Below are 20,990 nucleotides of genomic sequence, written 5' to 3'. Positions count from 1 at the left end.
GGAGCGAGCACTCTGTCCGGAAGCCATACGCAGCGGTGACCGTAAAAGCGGGCATGCCTTGGCTTGCAGCTTTTACCAGGTAGTCGGGGCTGTGGCCAGCCAAGTCGGGTGATTGTTGACTACTCGTTGGCTGGGCTCACCGAAACCAGCTCGGCGTGTGAATACCGTCTCAGAAATTCACGGTGACCAGGAGTCCTTCGGCTGGGTAGTGTTTTTCGCCAGGACTGCGCACCCCCCACGTGCGAGGTTCTTTTTTTATTGCGTCCTCTCCGTCGGGGCACGTCGCGCCGCCGGGCACAGGGGACGTACGGACTCGCTCTGCAAAGAATCCTTCGGGATCGTCCTGTTCCCCGACCCGTGACACGACCGCCGGGCAGCCTCATGCCCGGTTTCTCCGCACCGAGTCCGTTCCCGCCCTGACCGATCCATGGCCGGCCGCTCTACGCGGTCCCGCCTGAGCTGCTGAAAGCGAGCGGCTTTATGACCACACAGACGAAGGCGTGGCGCGGGTCCACGCTCTCGCTCCTGTCGGTGCTGCGCACCGAGGCCCTTGCTGGCCTGGTGGTGGCCTTGGCGTTGATCCCTAACGCGATCTCGTTCTCGATCATCGCCGGAGTCGATCCCCGGGTGGGATTGTACGCCTCCTTCACCATGGCGGTGGCGCTCGCCTTCCTCGGCGGGCGGCCCGCGATGATCTCCTCAGCCACCGCGGCCATGGCGCTCGTGGTGGCCCCGATCGGCCACGAGTACGGCGTCGACTACCTGCTCGCGGCCACCATACTGGCCGGGGGCTTCCAGGTGGTGCTGGGCCTTCTCGGCGTGGCACAGCTCATGCGGTTCGTCCCGCCCAGCGTCATGACCGGGTTCGTCAACGCGATCGCGATCCTGATCTTCACGGCCCAGATCCCGCACTTCGCCGGCGACGGCTGGCAGGTGTACACGATGATCGTGGTGGGGCTCGCCGTCATTGTGGTGCTGCCCCGGTTCACCACAGCGGTTCCGGCGCCGCTGGTCGCTATCGTCGTCCTTACCGGGTTCACCTGGCTCGTGGGTCTTGACGTGCCCACTGTGGGGGATATGGGGGAATTGCCGGGCGCCCTGCCCGTGCCGTTCCTGCCCGACGTGCCGCTGAACCTGGAGACGCTGGGCATCATCGCGCCCACGTCCCTGACACTGGCGCTCGTGGGGCTCATGGAGTCGCTCATGACCGCCAAGCTGGTCGACGAGTACACCGACACCGGCTCCGACAAGGGTCGCGAAGCCCGTGGCCAGGGGTGGGCCAACGTCATCACCGGCCTCTTCGGCGGCATGGCCGGCTGCGCCACCATCGGCCCCACGGTGATGAACGTGCGCTCCAAGGCGCGCACCCGCCTGTCGACACTGCTCGCGGGGGTGTTCCTGCTGGTGCTCGTCGTGCTGCTCGGTGACCTGGCGGCGGCCATCCCGATGGGCGCCTTGGTGGCGGTCATGGTGTTCGTGGCCGCGAGCACCATGGACTGGCACAGCATCCGGCCGCGCACGCTCCGCCGGATGCCCTACGGGGAAACGTTCGTCATGGTGGTGACCGCGGCTGTGATCGTGGCCACACACAACCTCGCGATCGGGGTGTTCGTGGGTGTCATTACCTCCATGGTGCTCTTCGCCCGCCGAGCCGCGCTGCTCGCCCAACTGACCAGCGTGCTCGACCCCGACGGCACCAGCAGGGTCTATTTCGTCCACGGCGAACTCTTCTTCGGCTCCAGCAACCAGATCCTCGGCCAGTTCGACTATCAGGAGGAGGGCATCGAGCGGGTCACCATCGACCTCACCGGCGCCCACGTTTGGGACTCCTCCGCGGTCGCGGTTCTGGACAAAGCCGCCGAGAAGTTCAGCCACAACGGCATCGAGGTCGACATCACCGGGCTCAACGAGTTGAGCGCGGCCCTGCACCGCGAACTGAGCGGACTGCCCATCGGCGCCCACTGACCCGGCGGCGCCACGAGCACCGACAACCGCATACGGACGCATCCAAGGGCCGCCGTGGCGTCGCTACGGTGGCCCTGCCCGTTTCGGCGGAACCAGTCGGCGCCGGTCTCCGCAGCTAACGCGGCAACGAAAAATCGCTCGCACCAGCAGACTCCGACCCGTTACAGTCCAAACGATGAGTAGCAGCACGAGCGCCACCGACAACAGGGGGTTCAGCGTGATAGTTCGCCTTCGCCGCTCATAGCGGCGGGCTGACCTAGCACGCGCCAGCTCCGCCGCACCCGGGCCACCGCCGGTGCGGCGTTCTCATGCTGCCCGGCTCCGATCACTTCGCTGCGGAGCACACTACTCATGCCTTCTTCCTACGCGGGCGGACCCCACGAGCTTGGCCAGAACCTGCTCGTCGATCGCGGCGTGATCAGCGCGATCGACGCCCTCATCGCACGCACAACCGGTCCCATCGTCGAACTCGGCCCAGGCGACGGCGCACTCACATTGCCGTTGAGCCGCTTGGGCCGCAACCTCACCGTCGTCGAAGTCGACCCCAAGCGCGCCCGGCGCCTCGACCGGCGCACCCCCGACCATGTCGTCGTCCACACCGGGGACGCGCTGACCTACCGCTTCCCCCGCCACCCCCACGTGATCGTGGGCAACATCCCCTTCCACCTCACCACGCGACTGCTCAGGCGCATCCTCGCCGCATCGCACTGGAGCAGTGCGACCCTGCTGGTGCAGTGGGAGGTCGCCCGCCGCCGCGCCGGCGTGGGCGGAGCGACCCTGCTCACCGCGAGCTGGTGGCCCTGGTACGAGTTCACGCTGCACCAACGGGTGCCGGCACGGGCGTTTCGGCCCGTGCCGGGCGTGGACGGCGGGCTGCTCACCATGACCCGCCGGGCCACCCCGCTCGTCGCCGACCGCGCGCCCTACCAGCGTTTCGTCAAGGAGGTCTTCACCGGCCGCGGCCGTGGCGTCCAGGAGGTCCTCACCCGGACGGGGCGCTTCGGTACCGCCGCGCTGCGCGGCTGGCTGCGCGAGCATCGCGTGTCACCGCAGGCCCTGCCCAAGGACCTCACCGCCCACCAGTGGGCCTCGCTGTGGCATCTCGCCTCGCAGACCGCCCCCACACCGCCGTCACCGTCCCGAAGCCACGGTTCCCGACGCTCCCGCCCCACCAACAACCGGCGCCGCTGACCTGGCCGATCTCCCCGGAGCGCAGCCCAACCGCCCCTGCCGCGAGGACGGCGGGGGCTGGTCCTTCAGAGCGCTTCGGTCTCTGGGATGCGCCCCGTATGGTGCTGCACAGGGGTGAGACTGTCGCGGAGGGCCATGGTGGCAGGGTGAGCGTCTCCCAACGCGCGCCGGGCAGTCTTTGTCACGGCGCGCAGTTCCTCCTCGGCCGCCGCTGGCCGTCCCAGGTCGGCCAGTACCAGCGCCAGTTCACCCCGGCTGACCAGCGTGCCGACGTCCTCAGGCCCGTACCTCGCGCGGTACCGTTCGCGCGCATCGTGGCAGGCCCGTTGGGCCAACGGGTAGCGCCCCTGCCGGCGCGCCGTGATACCGATGCTCAGCGAAATCAGCGGGGGACGATCGTGGGGGCTGCTGAGGAGGTCGCGTTTCGCGGTCACGTTCTTCGGGTGGCGTGCTGCCTTGCGCTGTGGTTGCTCCACGTCACCGCTTCTTCGCCCGGTGTCTCAGGGTCAGCAGCGAGGCACCCCACAGCAGGAGGAGCAGCGGGATGGCGAGGCGGGAGTGGGAGGGATGATCAGTGATGGTGTATTCCTCGGTGCCGATGCTGAGTTCCCAGACACAGATCCGTCCTGGCGGCCACCACGACCACTGCGCGGTGCCGTACACCGGTGTTTCCGAAGTGAGAGGGCAAGCGGTGGGACCGCTGAGGTACCACTCCACGGCGAGCAGGCCGATCCAGACCAGAGCGGCCCCGAGCCACACGGCGCCCCAAACCGCCCGCATGGGGAGGAGGGAGTGTTCTTCGTTTCTCGTAGTGCTCACGCTGAAATTTTTTCACTTTCTGTAGTTAAGTAAACCTTTTAAGTAAGCCTTCCATGGAAAAGTCAGGGGTGCCCGGCAGGTCCTAGGCTGTGGCAAAGGTCCCCTCTCTGCTATTCGTCTGTCATGGCAAGCTACTCGAATTCCCAGCCAGGCTGCCCCGTTGGCCTGAATTGTCTCTTCCGTGGGAAGCTCCTTTTTTCTGCTTTTATGGCCATTGGTCAGTGTCACCTCCGGTATGACCGAATTCGAGTTGCGGCTAGTCTGGCGGTGATCACCGCATCCATGCTCACCCTCATGATAATTCCTTTTCCGGTAAATACGGATCGTTTGGCTGTGCCCTGAAAGTCACTCCCAGGGCAGGGCGAGTTGGCGGTGTCGTCTGTGCTCAGTGAGGCTCTCTGGGCGGCGCTCCTGCGATACAGCCAGGGGAGACGGCGCCGCGGTTCGCGCTGCGCCAGCGGGCGAGAGCTCCGGCGCCTCGCAGTATCCGTCCGGCTATACGAGAGCCTCCGGCGACGAGAGTCATCTGATGTGTCGTCCCGCTTCGGTATCTTGAACAACCCTGCCGCACGGGAATGCGAGTGGGCCGGTTTCCGATGGTCTGGTTTTGGTCGAGAATGGGGCGTTCTCGCCTGTCCGGATTGGAAAACATAAGGAAGCGGCCATAAAGATCCTTTTCCTGTGGCACCTACGCACGCCTATTTAAGGATGAGTATGCTGCGGTTTTTCCGCCGAAACAAAACCAGGACGGAACCCAAGGTCGACCTTCCCGAGCTAGCCGGATCGCGCTATTTCCCGTGGGTGGCCGACCTGGAGCGCATGTCGTTTTGGCGCATGGCCGCCCGGTTGCCTTCGCTGATGGCCACGGCGCTGCGGTGGAGTTGGCGGGCCAGCCCGCGCGACACGCTCGTCGCGCTCGTGTGCAACACCGCCGCGGGCGTGCTCAGCGGTTTCGTGCTGGTGGCCATCACCGGAGTGCTGCACAGCCTGTTCGCCAACGGCCCCACCCCGGAACGCATCCAGGCGGCGCTGCCCGCGCTGCTGGCGGCCGGAGCGGCCACCGTGGGGCGCTCGGCCCTGACCTCGGCGGCGATCTGGGCGCAAGGACGACTGAGCCCGCAGGTGGACCGGGTGCTCCAAATCGAGCTGATGACGCTGGTCTCCCAGGTCAAGCTGGAGTCCTTCGACGACAGCGACTACTGCGACGCCATCTACCGCGCCCGCGACCGCGGCATCTTCGAGGCCCGCAACATGACCGACTACACCGTGGACATCATCACCGAGATCGTAGGGTTGGTGGCGGTGGCCTCGGTGGTCACTGTGCTGCACCCCGTCCTGCTGCCGCTGCTGGCGCTGACGGTGCTGCCGGCAGGCTGGGCCGCGGTGCGCGCGGCCCGCATGCGCTACACGCAACTGCGCCGGCTCAGCGCGACCAACCGGCACCGCTACATCCTCGGCGACATGGTCTCCCAACGCGACGCTGCCGCCGAGCTGCGCGCCTACAACATGGCCCCCAGCCTGCTCGCCGAATACCGGCGCATCGCCTCCTACGTCCAGCAGGTCATGCTGGCCATTGTGCGGCGCCAAACCACCACCCGCGCCACCGGCGACGCCGTGGGCGGGCTGGTCACGCTGTTCACCTACCTTGCGCTGCTCGCGCTGCTGGTGCAGGGCCTCATGCCGCTGGCGGTGGCCGGCGCCGCCTACCTCGCCCTGGGGCGGGGCAAGGCCGCGCTCGATCGGCTCGTCACCGCGGTCAACAGTTGCTACGAGGCCGGCCTGTACTTCGCCGACCTGCTGGAAGCCTGCACCGAGTCGCGCCGCCGCACCCCCGCCCCCGCCCCGAACTCCCTGCCCAGCCCGCTTGAGCAGTTGACCGTCACGGGAGTGACCTTCACCTACCCCGGCGCCCAGAGTCCCGCCCTCAACGGCGTCGACCTCACCCTGGCCCGTGGCGAGGTGGTGGCTCTGGTCGGCGAGAACGGCTCAGGCAAGACCACCCTGGCCACCCTCATCGCCGGCCTCTACACCCCGCAGCACGGAACCATCGCCTGGAACGGCCGCGACATCACCACCATCGACGCCCACCAGTTGCGCGAGCGCATCGCCACCATGCGGCAGGACTACACCCAGTGGCCCTTCAACGCCCGCCGCAACATCACGATGGCCACCGACGCCGACACCGACCCCCACCGCCTCCAGCGCGCGCTCGACCTCAGCGGCGCCGACGAGGTCATCGCCGGCCTTGACTACGGGTTGGACACCCTTCTCGACAAACGCTTCGCCCACGGCGCCGACCTCTCCGGCGGGCAGAAACAGCGCATCGCCGCCGCCCGCGGCCTCTACCGGCAGGGGGATCTGCTCATCGCCGACGAGCCCACCGCCGCCTTGGACGCCCGCGCCGAGAAGCACCTCTTCGACACCCTCCAGGCCGCGGCGCAGGGCGCCGCCGTCTTGTTGATCACCCACCGGCTGGCCAGTGTGCGCATGGCCGACCGCATCTACGTGCTGGAGCACGGCCGCGTCGTCGAAAACGGCACCCACGACGACCTCATGGGGCTCGACGGGCTCTACGCCGAGCTGTACCAGCTCCAAGCCGACGCCTACCGTGCCGGCGGCGAGGCGCTGCCCCAGATGAGCCAACCGACGCAGGGCTGAGCCCGCGGGGCCGGCAGCGACCGGCCGTCTTGGCTCCCGATCGTGTCGCGGCGGGCGCGCCCGCCGCGACACGGTACGGCGGGGACCGCTAGGTCGTTGTTTTTCGAACGGCTGGGGTGTGTGGGGGTGTTCGTCGTTGGTTCGTGCTTCGATCGCTTCGCGATCTCGGCAGCCCAGGGGCGACGGCGGAGGCGCTCATCCGCGTGTGTCCGCTGCTGGCCTTCGCCGTTTCTTCAAAAAGCAGAGCCTGGTGGGGGCGAGAGGGGCGTATGGCGCCGTAACAGCCTCTCGTCTCGGCCGGGGCTTCCTGGACGCGTGGGGTGATCGCGTTCACCCCAGCTATCGGGTCTCTTTGGGGTGTCGGGGGGTGTTGGGTGGTGGTGTTCACTCCAGCTATCGGGTCTCTTTGGGGTGTTGTGGGGTGTGTGGGGGTGTTCGTCGTTGGTTCGTGCTTCGATCGCTTCGCGATCTCGGCAGCCCAGGGGCGACGGCGGAGGCGCTCATCCGCGTGTGTCCGCTGCTGGCCTTCGCCGTTTCTTCAAAAAGCAGAGCCTGGTGGGGGCGAGAGGGGCGTATGGCGCCGTAACAGCCTCTCGTCTCGGCCGGGGCTTCCTGGACGCGTGGGGTGATCGCGTTCACCCCAGCTATCGGGTCTCTTTGGGGTGTCGGGGGGTGTTGGGTGGTGGTGTTCACCCCAGCCACCGCGTCCCTTCAGGCTGCCGAGATCGCGAAGCGATCGAGGCACGAGCGGACGACGAACATCCCCACCCACCCCACACCCCAGCCGTTCGACAACCAGAACCCAGCGCCGTCACGGTGGGGCGGGTGTACCGGCGTCGTACTCCCCCGGCCGCTGGATCAGGACCCACCGAAAGCGGCGGGAGGGGGATTCCCCTTTCAGGCGGAGTCGCGGACGACGAGTTCGGTCGGCAGGATCACGTGGTCGGTTTCGCGCTCCTCGGGCGGGGTGAGGACCAGCTTGACCATGGCGGTGGCCTGCTCGACGACGGGGTGCCGCACGGTGGTCAGCGGCGGGTCGGTGAAGCCGGCGGCCTCGATGTCGTCGAAGCCGACGACGGCGACGTCGTCGGGGACCCGCCGCCCGGCCTGGCGCAACGCCTGGAGGGCGCCGATGGCCATCAGGTCGTTGGCCACGAACACCGCGTCGAGTTCGGGGTCGTCCTCCAGTAGATGGCGCATGGCCGTCACGCCGGAGGTTCGGGTGAAGTCCCCGACCGCCACGATCGACCGGCGGTCCGACATTCGCAGCGCGTCACGGTAGCCGGTGAGTCGGTCCTGCCCGCCGATCATGTCCTGTGGGCCGGCGATGGTGGCGATGCGGCGGCGGCCGATGTCGAGCAGGTGCTCTACGGCCTGGGCCGCGCCTCCCACGTTGTCGTTGTCGGCATAGGGCAGGTCCACCGCGACCGCGGGCCGCCCGTAGGACACGACCGGTACCCCCATGCGCGCGATGGCGCCCGGGAGCGGGTCGGCGCCGTGCATCGACACGAACATGACTCCGTCCACGTGCCCGCCGGCGACGTAGTCTTCCACCCGCGCCTGCGCCCGCTGCGAGCCGGCCAGCATCAGGATCACCTGTTTGCCCGACAGTTCCAGCTCGCTGCTTACGGTGCGGATCACCAGCGAAAACAGCGGGTCGTCGGAGAACACGCGGGTGGGGGGTTCGGAGACGACGAGGGCGATCGAGTCGGTCTGCCGTGTGACCAGGCTGCGTGCCGCCGAGTTGGGCACGTACCCCAGCTCTTCGATGGCGCGCAGGACCGCGTCTCGGATCTGGGGGTTGACGGTGGCCTGCCCGTTGACCACGCGGGAGACGGTCGCGCGGGACACCTGGGCGCGAGCCGCGACCGCCTCCAAGGTGGGACGTTTGTCTCCCAATGATCCTCCCCTGGCCGCAGCCGACCACTCATTCGGAGAGCGCTCTCTGGAGAGTTCCGCGCTCCATGCGGGGATGTCCGTTCGCGTTCATGGCGAATACCGCTGTGTCATACCCCGTTATGACATGCGGAAAAACAGCCGCCTGCGGAGGTGACCACATCAGTGGGGCCACACGATCGGCGGCTGTGCCCTATGCGGCCATCATCCCAGTTCGAGATGGGTTTTCGGAAGAAAGCTCAGGTGGCTTTCCAGGCCGTGGCCCATCGTGTTCCCCGTCATCGGCGCTGCTGTTTTGAATACGGGAAGTTAATGTTCCTCACGTCTTGTCTGTCTGTGTGGTGTATGTCATGTTCGTTATGTGAGAGAGCGCTCTCTTGCTGTTAGCCGAAACTCCGCCGGTGCTCGTGCCGGTCCGCAGCCGTACCGGCACGGACACCCTGCGCCCGACCGAACGCAGCCACACGCGAATCGCACGAAAAGAGGCCAGCATGGAGAGCCATCAACCTCCCAGGAGCAGACGCCCCCGCGCGCTGCTCGCCGCGCTCGGCGCGCTCCTCCTCCCTCTCGCCACCGTGACCACCGCGACGGCACCCGCCCAGGCCGCCCTGCCCCCCGATCCGGACGGCTGGAACCTGGTCTGGGGCGACGACTTCACCGGCCCGGCCGGCTCGCTGCCCGACTCTGAGAACTGGATCATCGACACCGGCACCTCCTACCCGGGAGGCCCGGCGAACTGGGGTACGGGAGAGATCCAGACCTACACCGACAACCCCGAGAACATCAGTCTCGACGGCCAGGGCAACCTCACCATCACCCCCAGGCGCGACGCCTCGGGCCAGTGGACCTCCGCGCGGATCGAGACCCGGCGCTCCGATTTCAAACCCGCCGACGGCAACACGTTGCGCATTGAGGGCCGCATCCAGGTCCCCAACATCACCGGGGAGGCCGCCCTCGGCTACTGGCCCGCGTTTTGGGCGCTGGGCTCGCCTTACCGGGGCGACTACTGGAACTGGCCCAGCGTGGGCGAGTTCGACATCATGGAGAACGTCAACGGCATCGACTCGGTCTGGGGCGTGCTCCACTGCGGCGTCTCCTCAGGCGGGCCGTGCAACGAAACCCAGGGCCTCGGCGACAGCCGGGCCTGCCCCGGCTCGACCTGCCAGTCCGGTTTCCACACCTACCGCTTCGAGTGGGACCGCAGCGGTTCTTCCGGCCAGTTGCGCTGGTATGTCGACGGTCAGCAGTACCACAGTGTCGACGAGAGCCAGGTCGGCTCCGGCACGTGGGACGACATGACCAGCCACGCCGGCTACTTCATCCTGCTCAATGTCGCCATGGGCGGTGCCTTCCCCGACGGGGTGCAGGGCAGCGCCACCCCCACCGCCGCCACGCAGCCCGGAGCGCCCATGCGCGTCGACTACGTCGGGGTGTGGGAGAGCGGCACGGGTGACGACCCCGATCCCGACCCCTCCCCCTCTCCCGATCCCACCGACCCGCCGGACGGCGGCGTGGACGCCCGGTCCACCATCCAGGGCGAGGACTACCAGGCGCAGTCGGGCACCGTCTTGGAAGCGACCTCCGACACCGGGGGCGGGCAGAACGTCGCCCAGATCGGTGACGGCGACTGGCTGCGCTTCGACGGCGTCGACTTCGGTTCGACCGCCGCGCGCCAGTTCAAGGCCCGCGTCGCCTCGGGCGCGGCCGGCGGGGTGAGCGGTCTGGTCGAGGTCAGACTGGACAGTCGGACAGCCGCCCCCGTCGCCACGTTCGCGATCGCCAACACCGGCGGGTGGCAGAGCTGGCAGACCGTTCCAGCGAACATGAGCGCGGTCACCGGCACCCACACGGTCTACGTGACCTTCTCCAGCGGCCAGCCGGCCGACTTCGTCAACCTGAACTGGTTCACGTTCTCCACCGCCTGAGGCCGGATGCCGGCGCACCGTGTGACCTGAGGGGCGCGCCGGCCACCGGAGTCTGAGCCGCCCGGCTGTGACCGGGCGACGCTCCTCAACGTGCCCCCTGCGCCGAGAGGCGCAGGGGGCACGTTTCCGTTTTCCGCTCAGCCCAGATATGACTGCGTCGGCGAAAAGACGCTCCGGCCGCGACGCAGGCGGGCCGCGGGAGGGTGCGTGCCACACGGGGCCGTGACGCCTCGCGAGCAGCCGGCGCTTCCCCGGCCATGCACGCGCTCCCCCTTGAGGACGCCGCCCACCCACAGCCGCGGGAAACCTCGCGCGTCCGCCAACCGCGCCTATGGCGTCGCGCTGTGCGGTGAGACAGCGCGACGCGAACGGCGCAGTCTGCCGTGAGAGAAGGGGCGTGATCGGGAGAGCCCGCACGCGCGGCCATCGCCGTCACCGCGTCGCCGAAGACTAGAGCCCGAGTACGCCGGCGGCGTTCTCCTTGAGGATCAGCGGGCGCGCGGCGTCGGGCAGGTCGAGCTTGTCGAAGTCGGCGAGCCAGCGGTCCGGCGGGATCAGCGGGTAGTCGGAGCCGAAGAGGACCTTGTGCTTGAGCATCCTGCCGGCCGCCCGCACGAGCTGCGGCGGGAAGTACTTCGGTGCCCACCCCGACAGGTCGATGAACACGTTGGCCTTGTGGGTGGCCATCGAGATCGCCTCGTCCTGCCACGGCACCGAGGGGTGGGCCAGGATGACGGTCAGTTCGGGGACGTCGGCGGCGACGTCGTCGAGCAGCATCGGGTCCGAGTAGCGCAGCTTGATCCCCCGGCCGCCGGGCAGGCCGGAACCGATGCCCGTCTGCCCCGTGTGGAACAGCGCGGGCACCCCCAAGTCGGCGATCGTTTCGTACAGCGGGTAGAAGCGCGTCTCGTTCGGCTCGAACGCCTGCAAGCTGGGGTGGAACTTGAAGCCACGCACGCCGTACTCGGTGACCAGCCGGCGCGCTTGGCGCACGGCTGCCTTGCCGGCGTGGGGGTCCACCGAGCCGAAGGGGATGAGCACGTCGGCGTGGCGTGCGGCCTGCTCGGCGATCTCCTCGCTCGACAGGGCGGGGTGCCCGGTGCCGGCGGTGGCGTCGACGGTGAACACCACGGCGGCGATCCGCCGCTCCCGGTAGTACTCGGCGATCCGCTCCAGCGTGGGGGTGCGGTGCTCGTCGGACTTGAAATACGCCGCGGAGGCGTCCAACAGTTCCCGGTCGAGCGAGAAGCAGCCGTCGCTGTCCTGCTCGACGTGGACGTGCACATCCACCGCCGTGAGCTGGTCGAGGTCGAGTGTGGTCACGCGGTCTCCCATCCATGGTGTGCGGGCAGCGCGGCGAAGGCGTCGAGCGCGCGCGGGTCGGCCAGGGCGTCTCGACTGAGCATCTCGTCGACGGCGGCGCCGCGCAGGATCTTCTTCACCGGCACTTCGAGCTTCTTACCGGTGCGGTTGCGAGGCACGGCCGCCACGGAGATGACCCGGTCGGGCACGTGTCGAGGGGACAGCGCCGTCCGCAACGCGCCCGCGATGCGCTCGCGCAGCGCGTTGTCGAATTCGTGGCCCGCCGCGAGCTGCACGAACAGCAGCAGCTCGCCGTTGCCGCCATGGGCGTCTTCGAGGTGGACGACGAGGCTGTCGACGATCTCGGGCAGTTCCTCCACGACGCGGTAGAACTCGGCGGTTCCCAGCCGCACGCCGCCGCGGTTCAGTGTGGCATCCGACCGGCCCGCGATCACGCAGCTCCCCGACGAGGAAAAACGCGCCCAGTCGCCGTGGCGCCAGATTCCGGGGTAGGTGTCGAAGTAGGCGGCCCGGTACCGCGACCGGTCGTCGTCGCCCCAGAAGCCGAGCGGCATGGACGGCATGGGTTCGGTGATGACCAGTTCACCGAACTCGCCGACGACCGGGTGTCCGGCGGGGTCGAACGCCGCGGCGGCCACGCCCAGGCAGGGGCCGGAGATCTCCCCGCGCACCACCGGCTGCCACGGCCCGCCCTGCACGATGCCGCTGCACACGTCGGTGCCGCCGCTGCCGACGTTGAGGAGCACCCGGCTGCCGAACTGTTCGGTCACCCAGTCGTAGCCTTCCGGCGGCAGCGGGCTGCCCGCCGCGCCGATCTGGCGCAGCCGCGACAGGTCGTGGTGGCGAGCCGGCGCGAGCCCTTGCGAGCGGCACGCCATCAGGTAGCCGGGGCTGGCGCCCATCAGCGTGGCGCCGATCTCCTCGGCCAACCGCCACTGCCAGTCCAAGCCGGAGTGCACCGGGTCGCCGTCGATCGTGACGATCGTGGCGCCGGCGAGCAGTCCGGAAACCAGCGAGTTCCACATCATCCACGCGGTGGTGGTGAACCACAGCATCCGGTCTCCGGGGTGCAGATCCCAACTGAGCAGGTGGTTCTTGAAGTGCTCCAGCAGGATTCCGCCGTGGCCGTGCACGATCGCCTTCGGCGGGCCGGTGGTGCCCGAGGAGAACAGCACGCACAGCGGGTGGTCGAAGGGCACCGGGTCGAAGGCCGGTGGCGCCGGCTCGGCGAGCAGGTCCGTCCAGCAGACGGTTTCCGGTAGCGTGCCCGGGCCGTAGGGCACCCCCACGACGTGGTGGAGTGACGGCAGCGCCGCGCGGATCTGGGCGACCTCGTCACGCCGGTCGATCTCCTTGGCGCCGTAGCGGTAGCCGCTGACCGCGAGCAGCACCGTCGGCTCCACCTGGGCGAAGCGCTCGATGACGCTGTGGGCGCCGAACTCCGGGGCGCACGCCGCCCAGACGGCGCCGAGGCTGGCCGTGGCCAGGAACGCGACCACGGTCTCCGGCAGGTTCGGTAGGTAGGCCGCTACGCGGTCGCCCCGCCCGACGCCGAGGCGGCGCAGCCCCTCGCGGGCGCGAGCGACCTGGTCGGCCAGTTCCGCCCAACTGAGCTGGACCCGCTCGCGGCTTTGGGAGACGCCGATGACGGCCGGGGCCGCCGCGGCCACGCCGGTGGGGCGGGTGGCGTGCTCGGCGTAGTTGAGGGTGGCCCCGGGGAACCATGTCGCCCCCGGCATGGTCGGGTCGGCGAGTACCGCGGCGGGTGGGGTGGCGGCGCGCACGCCGGCGAACTCCCACACCGACGACCAGAAGCCGTCGAGGTCGTCGACCGACCAGCGGTGCAGGGCGTGGTAGTCATCGAAGGCGAGGCCGCGGGCGTGTTGCAGCCACCGCAGGTAGGCGCCGATCCGGGTGGTGTCATGGACGTCGGGGGCCGGTTCGCGCAGCACGTCCCCGCTGCGGGGAGCGGTCATAGTCCACCTCCGTCGGCCTCGTCGACCTCGGGCCACAGCGCAAGCAGTTCGGGCAGGCCGTCCACGACGAGATCGGGCCGCGTGGCCCGCGGGGCCGCGGCGGCGTCGGTCGCGCTGTGGGTGCCGGTCGTGGTGAGCACGGCCGTCGCGCCGGCGGCCAGGGCCATGCGGATCTCCAGCGTCAGGTCGTCGCCGACGACGAGGAGTTTCCCGTGGTCCACGCCCAGTTTCCGGGCGGCCATCTCCATCGCCGTGGGGGAGGGCTTGCCGAGGATCTCCACCTGCGCGCCGGTCACGTGGGCCAGGCCGTGGGCGATGAAACCGCTGACGCCCGCCGTGGGCCGCCCGCGGGAGGCGAAGCTCGGCGCGTCGCTGGTGGTGAGCAGTTCGGCGCCGTTCCACAGGGCTTCGGCGGCTCGCTGGAGCCGGTCGCGGTGGAAGTTGGTGTCCCACCCGACCACCACGGCGGCGGCGTCGGTGGGGTCGGCGTCCTCGTCCAGGAGTGCCGTGCCGCGGGCGTGGAGCACGTCGAGCAGCCCGGGGCCGCCGAAGGCCAGGACCGGCCGGTCGGCGTAGCGGCTGGTGATGACCTCGGCCGCGACTGCGGCCGGGGTGAGGATCTCGTGCTCGTCGAGGGGGATGCCCAGCTCGTGCAGGGCAGCCGCGATCCCGGCGGGGGTCTTGGCGGAGGCGTTGGTGAACGCCGCCACCGCCCGGCCGCTGGCGCGCAGGGCGGTGATCGCCGCCGCGGCGCCCGGAAGCGCGATGCTGTCGTGCGGGGTCTGGCCGAACAGCACAAGGCAGCCGTCGATGTCGAACAGCACGCCCTCGGCCGTGGCGAGCCGGTGGTGGACCTCGGCGGGTAGGGGTGGAGCGTTCACGGTCCCTCCGTTGCGCTTGGGTGGCGCCGTAGCGTGATCGACTGGTCGGCGAGCCGCACGTGCAGGAAGCGCCACCGGGGAAGCTCGGCGACACCGTCGAGGAAGTCCCGCAGCGTGCCGCCGGAGCCGGGCTCGGGGGTGTCGCTCCAGGCCGGCGCCGGGCCGGCCGCGGCGACGGCGTCGAGTTGGTCGGCGGGGAGCACGGTGCGCAGCACGACCTCCTCGTCGGTGGCCGGCCGGCCGAGCGTGGAGGCGACTTTGGCGCGCAGCTCCTCCTCGGTCGGCTCGATCCGCGGCTGGTCGAGTTCGCGGGTTCGCGGGGCCACTGCGACCCGTTCGCGCACCTCGTCGGCGATGTCTGCGATGGGTGTGCCGAAGTGGCCGAGGACGTAGCGGATCACTTCGTCGGGCAGCCGGTCCCAGCGTGGGCGGCCGGCGCGCGCCGCGAGCACGTTGAACACCGCTTGGCTGCCGACGAACTGGCTGTAGGGCGTGACCATGATCGGGTAACCCAGTTCGGCGCGGACCCGCCCGACCTCTTCCAGCACTTCCGGCAGCGCGTCGGGTAGCCGGAGCTCGTCGAGCTGGCGGCGCAGTGTGCCCATCATCCCGCCGGGAACCTGGTGGCGGTGCACGCTCAGGTCGAATTCCGTGGGCCGCCCGGGTTCGAGGCCCTGCTGTTCGGCGAAGCGGTGGAACAGCTCTTCGGCTTCGGCGATGGCGTCGAGGTCGACGTCGGTGTCGATGCCCACCGCGTCCAGGTTGGAGGCCAGGGTGGTCACCGAGGGCTGGCTGGTGCCGTTGGCCAGCGGCCCGATGGCGGTGTGCAGCACGTCGACGCCGAGCTGGGCTGCCAGCACGTAGACCTGCGGGGCCACACCGGCGGTGCAGTGGCTGTGCAGTTCGAAGGTCAGCTCACCGACGGCTTCGCGCAGCTCGGGGATGAGGGTGCGGGTGCGTTCGAGGGTGAGCAGCCCGCCGGGGTCTTTGAGGTAGACCGCGTCGATGCTGGGGTCACCGGCGAGTTCGGCGGCGGTCTCGCGGTAGATGTCGTCGGTGTGCACTGGTGACTCGGTGAAGGTCACCGCGCCGACGACCTGCTCGATGCCCTCCTCCTTGGCCATGCGCGCCACGGCCAGCGCCGCGGTCGTGTCGTTCATCGGCTCGGCGATCTGGAGGCGACGCATCCCGTTGCGGGCCAGGCACCGTAGCGACATCCGCATCACCGACTCTGGGGAGCGGTCCCAGGACATGAACCGCATGCCCGTGGTGATCAGGGACAGTGGCGTGGTGGGCGTGGCGGCCCGCATCCGCCGGATGCGTTCCCACGGGTCTTCGTGGTGCCAGCGCACGCCGACCGACAGGTGGGTCGACGAGGTGAAGTCGAGGGCGCAGAACCCGGCGCGTTCCAGGGCTGGGGCGACGGCTTCGACCATGCCGGTGGTGAGCCCGGTGGCGCCCCACAGGCTCTGGTTGCCGTCGCGGGTGCTGGTGTCGACGAGCCGGATCGTTGGCCGGGTCATGCGGTGTCTCCCTCCCCGCCTCGGTGCTGCTGCGGTGGCCAGGTCGCGTCCAGCCACCGTGTGGTGACCGAGCCCGCCTGGAAGTCGGGGTGTGCGAGTAGGTGTTCGTGCAGTTGCGCGGTGGTGGCGACCCCCGTGACCTGCGTGGCTCGCAGCGCGCCGCGCATGGCCTCGATCGCGGCGGTCCGGTCATGGGCGCGCACGATGAGTTTGGCTAGCAGGCTGTCGTAGTGCGGCGGGAACAGGTGGTCTGCGGTGACGTGGGTGTCGACCCGGATTCCGGGGCCGCGTGGGAACTCCGCGACCCCGATGCGGCCCGGGCTGGGCCGGAAGTCCTGCCACGGGTCCTCGGCGTTGATGCGGCATTCCAGCACGTGCCCCTGCGGTTCCGGCGGCTTTTCGGGCAGCCCGTGCGGCTCGCCGAGAGCCAACCGCAACTGGGCGGCGACCAGGTCCACGCCGTACGCCTCCTCGGTCACCGGGTGCTCCACCTGGATGCGCGCGTTGACCTCCAGGAAGACCACAGTGGCCGGGTCGGTGCCGGCCTCGGTGTCGACCAGGAACTCCACTGTTCCCGCGCCGCGGTAGCCGACGTCGGCGGCGAGGCGTTCGGCACTGCCGCGTAGCAGCTCCCGCGTGGCCGGGGAGAGCCCAGGGGCCGGGCACTCTTCCAGCAGCTTCTGGTGGCGCCGCTGCACCGAGCAGTCGCGCTCGCCGAGCACCACCACGCCGCCTTCACCGTCGCCGAAGACCTGCACCTCGACATGGCGGGCGCGGGGGAAGAACTGTTCGACGTACAGCGCCGGATTGCCGAACCCCGCCTGGGCCTCGGAGGCGGCCACCGGGACGACCCGGGCCAGCTCGTCCTCGTCGCGCGCCAGGTGGATGCCGCGACCGCCGCCCCCGTGGACGGCTTTGACCAGCACCGGGAACCCGGCGCCGCGGGCGATCTCGTGGGCCTGGTCGACGTCGGTGAACTCCCCGCCGGCGGCCACGGGGACACCGGCGCGCACCGCCGCCGCCCGGGCGGAGCCCTTGTCCCCGAATTCCCGCAGCGTCTCCGGCCGCGGCCCGGCGAAGGCGATCCCGTGCTCGGCGCACATTTCGGCCAGCGCGGGCTGCTCGCTACAGAAACCGTAGCCGGGGTGGAGCACGGCGGCCTCCGCGGCGAGCGCGGCCTCCACGAGCAGCTCGGGCCGCAGGTAGGAGGCGGTGGCGGGGGCCGGTCCGATGCACAGTGCCCGGTCGGCCAGCCGGGCGCCGAGCGAGTCGCGGTCCGCGGCGCTCACGGCGAGCACGGGGGACAGCCCCAGCCGCCGGCAGGCGGCGATGACGCGCACCGCGATCTCACCCCGGTTGGCGATGAGCACCCGGGTCATAGGCCGCCCTCCGGGGCGATCCGCACCAGCACCTGCTCGTGTTCGACGACTTCGCCGTCCTGCGCACGGATCTCCACGACCCGCCCGGCGACCCCGGCCGGCACCGGTGTCATCATCTTCATCACTTCGACGATGCCCACGCTGGTGTCGGCGGTGACCTCGGAGCCGATCTCGACGAACGGGTCGGCGTCGGGGGACGGGCGGCGGTAGAACGTGCCCAGCAGCGGCGCGGTGACGTCGACGAGCTGCGCCCCGGCCGTGGTGCTTCCCGCCTCGGCCGGTTGCGCTTCCTCGGCGGGCGGGGGAGTCGGCGGCTGGGCGGGGACCGCCGGCGCGGGAGCCGGGCTGTCGCCCTCGGCGGTCCCCGGGGCGGTCGACATCCGCAGGTGCAGCCCCGGCAGGTCGAGTTCGACGTCGGCGTAAGGGGAGCTGTCCAGGCGGGCGACGAGGTCCAGCAGCTCGTTCCAGGACGGCGGTTGGTCGGCGGGTGGCGGGGTCACGAGGTGGCCTCCTTCTGGCGCCGGCCCGCCGCGTGGACCAGGTTGAGGTATCCGCCGGCCGCGCTCGCTCGCTTGGTCCGCGTCTCGTCTTGGCGCTGTCGCCACGTGGTCTCGGGACGGCTCTGCAACATGACGAACCGGGCAGGACGTCCCTGGTCGGACCGGGTCAGCGCCCATTCGATGTCCTGGGGGCAGCCGTAGTGGCGCTCGACGCGCATCGCCAGCTCGGCAAGCGCCAGGACTTCCTCGTCGTCCAGGCACGCGACCCGCCGGCGATGCTCGGGCACGGGGACGGTGACCACGCCCTGCCCGGTCGGGTCGGCCAGGGATTGCGCGGTTTTGACCGCCACCGTCTTGTCGGTGAGTTGGGGGCCGACCTTGCAGACCCAGAACTCGTCGGGGGTGACCTCGCCGGAGACCACCGCGTGCCCCAGTCCCCAACTGGCGTTGACAGCCACGACCGAGCGGTCGCCGGTGCGCGGGCTGACGGTGAAAGCCACCCCGGATACGGCCGCGTCCACCATGGCCTGTACGGCCACCGAGATGCGGGTGGCCTCCGCGGCCTCCTGGGCCGACAGTCGCGCGCGGTAGGCGATGGCTTGCGGCGTGTACAGGCTTGCCCAGCAGGCACGGACGTGGTCGACGACGCTGTCGGCGCCGACCACCCACAGAAACGTCTCCTGCTGACCGGCGAAACTGGCCCCGTCACCGTCCTCGGCCACCGCCGAGGAGCGCACCGCCACGGGCACGTCGGTGTGGCCCCGCTCCCGGCACAACTTCGCGTAACCGTCCCGGATCTGGGCCTCCACCTCGGGCGGCAGCGGCGCCGAGCCCACCAGCCCGGCGGCGTCCTCGTGCGCTGCCTGTAGCGCCGCGGCGCTCGCGGGATCGACGCCGTCCACCAGGGCGGCCAGCCGCTGCCGCAGGCCGTCGGTGTCGCGGAACGCCTCGAAGGCCGCGACGGTCACGGCGAAACCCTCAGGCACCTCCACGCCGGCGCTGAGCAGTTCGCCCAGGCTGGCGCACTTGCCGCCGACCTCGCCCCGGTCTGACAGCCGCAGCTCGGCGAATGAGCGGGTGTAGGTACGCATCAGTCCTCCAGCAGGGTGACGGTGCCGGTGTCGCCGTCCACGCGGACGCGCTGACCGGTGCGGATGGTGGCGGTGGCGGTTCCGGTGCCCACGACGGCGGGCAGGCCGTACTCGCGGGAGACGATGGCGGCGTGGCACATGATCCCGCCGATGTCGCTGACGGCGGCCTTGATACGGGCGAACACCGGCGTCCAACTGGGGCTGGTGATCGGGGCGACGAGGATTTCGCCCTCTTGCAGCGTGTCGAGTTCGTCGGGGGTGAGCACGACCCGCGCGGGTCCTTCGGCCACCCCGGGCGCGCCTGCGAAACCGGCGAGGGTGGCGCCGTCGTGGCCGTCTTGTTGGGCGGCGAGCCACTTGTCGACCTGCTCGTCGGTGATGCCCCACAGCATGATCGTCATCGGTTCCACGATCCCCGACGGGGCCGGCCCCAGGGCGGGCGGTGGCGAGAACCGGCGCAGCGCCTCGTGGATGCGGCGGCGCTGCGCCACGATCGGCGGCCAGTGGTCCGGGCCCAGCGGCTCCCCGCCGCCGCACCAGGCCATCTGGAGGTCGGCCACGGCGTCGGCGACCTCGGAGCGGCGCAGGAAGAACAGGTCGTCGGGCTGCTCGAAGAAGCCGTAGCGCACGAAGAGCGCACCGAGTTCCCGCATCTTGTTCCAAAACGTCGTCATGTACCAGTGCTCGACGTAGAAGTTGTGGTTCTCCACGTACGGAAACACCAGCCGGGACAGCCCGAGCGCTTCGTCGAACGCCTCCTGCTCGCCGGGGTCTTCGATCAGTTCGCGGTAGCGGGCCACGGTCTCGTCGCGCTCGGCGGAGAGCCGCTCGATCGGCCGCGACAGGTCCTCGCCGGCCTGGAGCCGTCCCACGTACTCGCCGATCATCGTCATGGGAAACGCCGGATCGTCGGACCAACTGCGGTGGTGGTGGTAGAAGCCGTTGCCGTAGGAGAAGTGGAACCACGGCTCGGCCGACTCGGCGTAGTCCGCCAGCCACTGCCGCCCCGCCTCGGAACCGGCCAGGCGCGCCCGCACCTCCTCGGCCGGGGCGCCGCTGGTCAGCTCAGCGGCGAGCCCGAGTTCGATACCGCGGGCGGCGAGCTTCTTCAGCTCGTCGTCGGGGCGGAACAGCAGCACGTCGACGCCGCTGACCATCGTGGCCACCGTCTGGTCGGTGATCTCGGGGAAGTGGCCGCGGCACAGCGTGAGGAAGTTCAAATACGCCGCGTATCCCATGTTCAGCAGTTCGGAGTGCAGGTTCCAGGCCGCGTCCAGCGAGGCCAGCATCGCCTGGTAGGCCACCAGGAGGTCGTTGGCCGAGGCGACGCCGCGCCCGGCCAGCACCCGTTCCCGGGGCTCGTACTCGCCCATTTCGGGGATCTCGACCGCCCGGAGCGCCGCGATGTGGTCGCTCATCTTGCGTTCCCACTTCGCGTACAGCTCCGACCAGTTCTGGTAGTAGTACCCCACGCGCACCGCGAACTCTTCGGCGCGGCGCTCCACCTCGGCGGGGTCCTCGACGCTGTTGGCGCTCATGTAGACGTAGCCGTTGAGCACCCGCACGTCGATGCCCAGTGCGGGCGGCAGCGCGAAGACGCGGGTGTTCATCACGCCGGTGCTCATGAACGCGCTGTCGGAGGTGACCATGTCGAACGGCGGCATCGGCTCGGGGAAGTGCATCCCGTTGCGGAACCAGGTGCGCTGCGCGTCACGGTCGCGGCGCGACTCCAGGAACAGGTTGTAGTAGGGGTACATCTCCTGCCACCCCTCGGCGCCGGGGGGTGTGGGGATGCTGTAGGGGTCGGGGAAGTTGGGCTTGGCGTGGGATTGCGGCACGGCCTCGGTGGTTGTCATCGATCAC

The 20,990-nt window shown here is 69.9% G+C and carries 16 protein-coding genes; 4 read left to right on the top strand and 12 right to left on the bottom strand.

The annotated features are described in order from the left end of the window. The first annotated feature begins 480 nt into the window (after positions 1–480). Positions 481–1,965 carry a SulP family inorganic anion transporter gene (locus ABD848_RS05625; protein WP_344968057.1) on the top strand — a complete coding sequence of 495 codons (1,485 nt, stop codon included), beginning with the start codon at positions 481–483 and terminating at the stop codon, positions 1,963–1,965. 212 nt (positions 1,966–2,177) lie between these two features. Here ABD848_RS05625 and ABD848_RS05620 read toward each other — a convergent pair whose 3' ends face one another. Beyond that, a complete protein-coding gene (locus ABD848_RS05620; protein WP_344968055.1) occupies positions 2,178–2,318 on the bottom strand; it encodes a hypothetical protein in 141 nt (46 codons plus the stop codon). Between ABD848_RS05620 and erm the strand changes: the two genes are divergently transcribed. Next, positions 2,317–3,156: a 23S ribosomal RNA methyltransferase Erm gene (gene erm / locus ABD848_RS05615; RefSeq protein ID WP_344968053.1), complete on the top strand. Its 840-nt coding sequence runs from the start codon at positions 2,317–2,319 to the stop codon at positions 3,154–3,156. The two genes, ABD848_RS05620 and erm, sit on opposite strands and share 2 nt — an antisense overlap. Positions 3,157–3,221: 65 nt before the next feature. On the opposite strand, the gene ABD848_RS05610 is transcribed toward erm, so the two are convergent. Then, positions 3,222–3,632 carry a tetratricopeptide repeat protein gene (locus ABD848_RS05610; protein ID WP_344968051.1) on the bottom strand — a complete coding sequence of 137 codons (411 nt, stop codon included), beginning with the start codon at positions 3,630–3,632 and terminating at the stop codon, positions 3,222–3,224. Between the two features lies 1 nt (position 3,633). Next, positions 3,634–3,975, bottom strand: coding sequence for a hypothetical protein (locus tag ABD848_RS05605; RefSeq protein ID WP_344968049.1), 342 nt, complete (start codon positions 3,973–3,975; stop codon positions 3,634–3,636). Between the two features lie 714 nt (positions 3,976–4,689). Between ABD848_RS05605 and ABD848_RS05600 the strand changes: the two genes are divergently transcribed. Continuing rightward, entirely contained in the window at positions 4,690–6,633 is a 1,944-nt protein-coding gene (locus ABD848_RS05600; protein ID WP_344968046.1) for an ABC transporter ATP-binding protein, read from the top strand. A gap of 897 nt (positions 6,634–7,530) precedes the next feature. On the opposite strand, the gene ABD848_RS05595 is transcribed toward ABD848_RS05600, so the two are convergent. Beyond that, entirely contained in the window at positions 7,531–8,532 is a 1,002-nt protein-coding gene (locus ABD848_RS05595) for a LacI family DNA-binding transcriptional regulator (RefSeq protein ID WP_344968044.1), read from the bottom strand. 488 nt (positions 8,533–9,020) lie between these two features. Here ABD848_RS05595 and ABD848_RS05590 point away from each other — a divergent pair, with 488 nt between their 5' ends. Next, positions 9,021–10,454 carry a glycoside hydrolase family 16 protein gene (locus tag ABD848_RS05590; RefSeq protein WP_344968042.1) on the top strand — a complete coding sequence of 478 codons (1,434 nt, stop codon included), beginning with the start codon at positions 9,021–9,023 and terminating at the stop codon, positions 10,452–10,454. Positions 10,455–10,904: 450 nt separating this feature from the next. On the opposite strand, the gene ABD848_RS05585 is transcribed toward ABD848_RS05590, so the two are convergent. Genes ABD848_RS05585 through ABD848_RS05550 form a run of 8 tightly spaced genes read right to left on the bottom strand, consistent with a single transcriptional unit; the run spans position 10,905 to position 20,983 of the window. Continuing rightward, entirely contained in the window at positions 10,905–11,777 is an 873-nt protein-coding gene (locus ABD848_RS05585) for an amidohydrolase family protein (protein ID WP_344968040.1), read from the bottom strand. Then, positions 11,774–13,753 carry an acetoacetate--CoA ligase gene (locus ABD848_RS05580; RefSeq protein ID WP_344968038.1) on the bottom strand — a complete coding sequence of 660 codons (1,980 nt, stop codon included), beginning with the start codon at positions 13,751–13,753 and terminating at the stop codon, positions 11,774–11,776. Before ABD848_RS05580 ends, ABD848_RS05585 begins: the two co-directional genes overlap by 4 nt. Next, positions 13,750–14,634 carry an HAD-IIA family hydrolase gene (locus ABD848_RS05575; RefSeq protein WP_344968035.1) on the bottom strand — a complete coding sequence of 295 codons (885 nt, stop codon included), beginning with the start codon at positions 14,632–14,634 and terminating at the stop codon, positions 13,750–13,752. The genes ABD848_RS05580 and ABD848_RS05575 overlap by 4 nt, the downstream gene beginning before the upstream one ends. Next, the gene (locus ABD848_RS05570; RefSeq protein ID WP_344968033.1) at positions 14,631–16,157 is read right to left on the bottom strand and encodes a hypothetical protein; all 1,527 of its coding nucleotides are present in this window, start codon (positions 16,155–16,157) and stop codon (positions 14,631–14,633) included. Before ABD848_RS05570 ends, ABD848_RS05575 begins: the two co-directional genes overlap by 4 nt. After that, on the bottom strand, positions 16,154–17,536 hold the full coding sequence (locus tag ABD848_RS05565) for an acetyl-CoA carboxylase biotin carboxylase subunit (protein WP_344968031.1): 1,383 nt from the start codon (positions 17,534–17,536) through the stop codon (positions 16,154–16,156). Before ABD848_RS05565 ends, ABD848_RS05570 begins: the two co-directional genes overlap by 4 nt. Further along, positions 17,533–18,036 (bottom strand): acetyl-CoA carboxylase, encoded by a 504-nt coding sequence (locus ABD848_RS05560; protein WP_344968029.1) that lies wholly within the window; start codon positions 18,034–18,036, stop codon positions 17,533–17,535. Before ABD848_RS05560 ends, ABD848_RS05565 begins: the two co-directional genes overlap by 4 nt. Next, a complete protein-coding gene (locus tag ABD848_RS05555) occupies positions 18,033–19,127 on the bottom strand; it encodes a PEP/pyruvate-binding domain-containing protein (RefSeq protein WP_344968027.1) in 1,095 nt (364 codons plus the stop codon). The genes ABD848_RS05560 and ABD848_RS05555 overlap by 4 nt, the downstream gene beginning before the upstream one ends. Further along, complete coding sequence (locus ABD848_RS05550) at positions 19,127–20,983, bottom strand: PEP-utilizing enzyme (RefSeq protein WP_344968025.1); 1,857 nt, start codon at positions 20,981–20,983, stop codon at positions 19,127–19,129. Before ABD848_RS05550 ends, ABD848_RS05555 begins: the two co-directional genes overlap by 1 nt. Positions 20,984–20,990: the final 7 nt, after the last annotated feature.

It is taken from the genome of Salinactinospora qingdaonensis, assembly GCF_039539445.1.
GTDB lineage: Bacteria > Actinomycetota > Actinomycetes > Streptosporangiales > Streptosporangiaceae > Salinactinospora > Salinactinospora qingdaonensis.
This window is presented reverse-complemented; position numbering and strand designations above follow the sequence as displayed.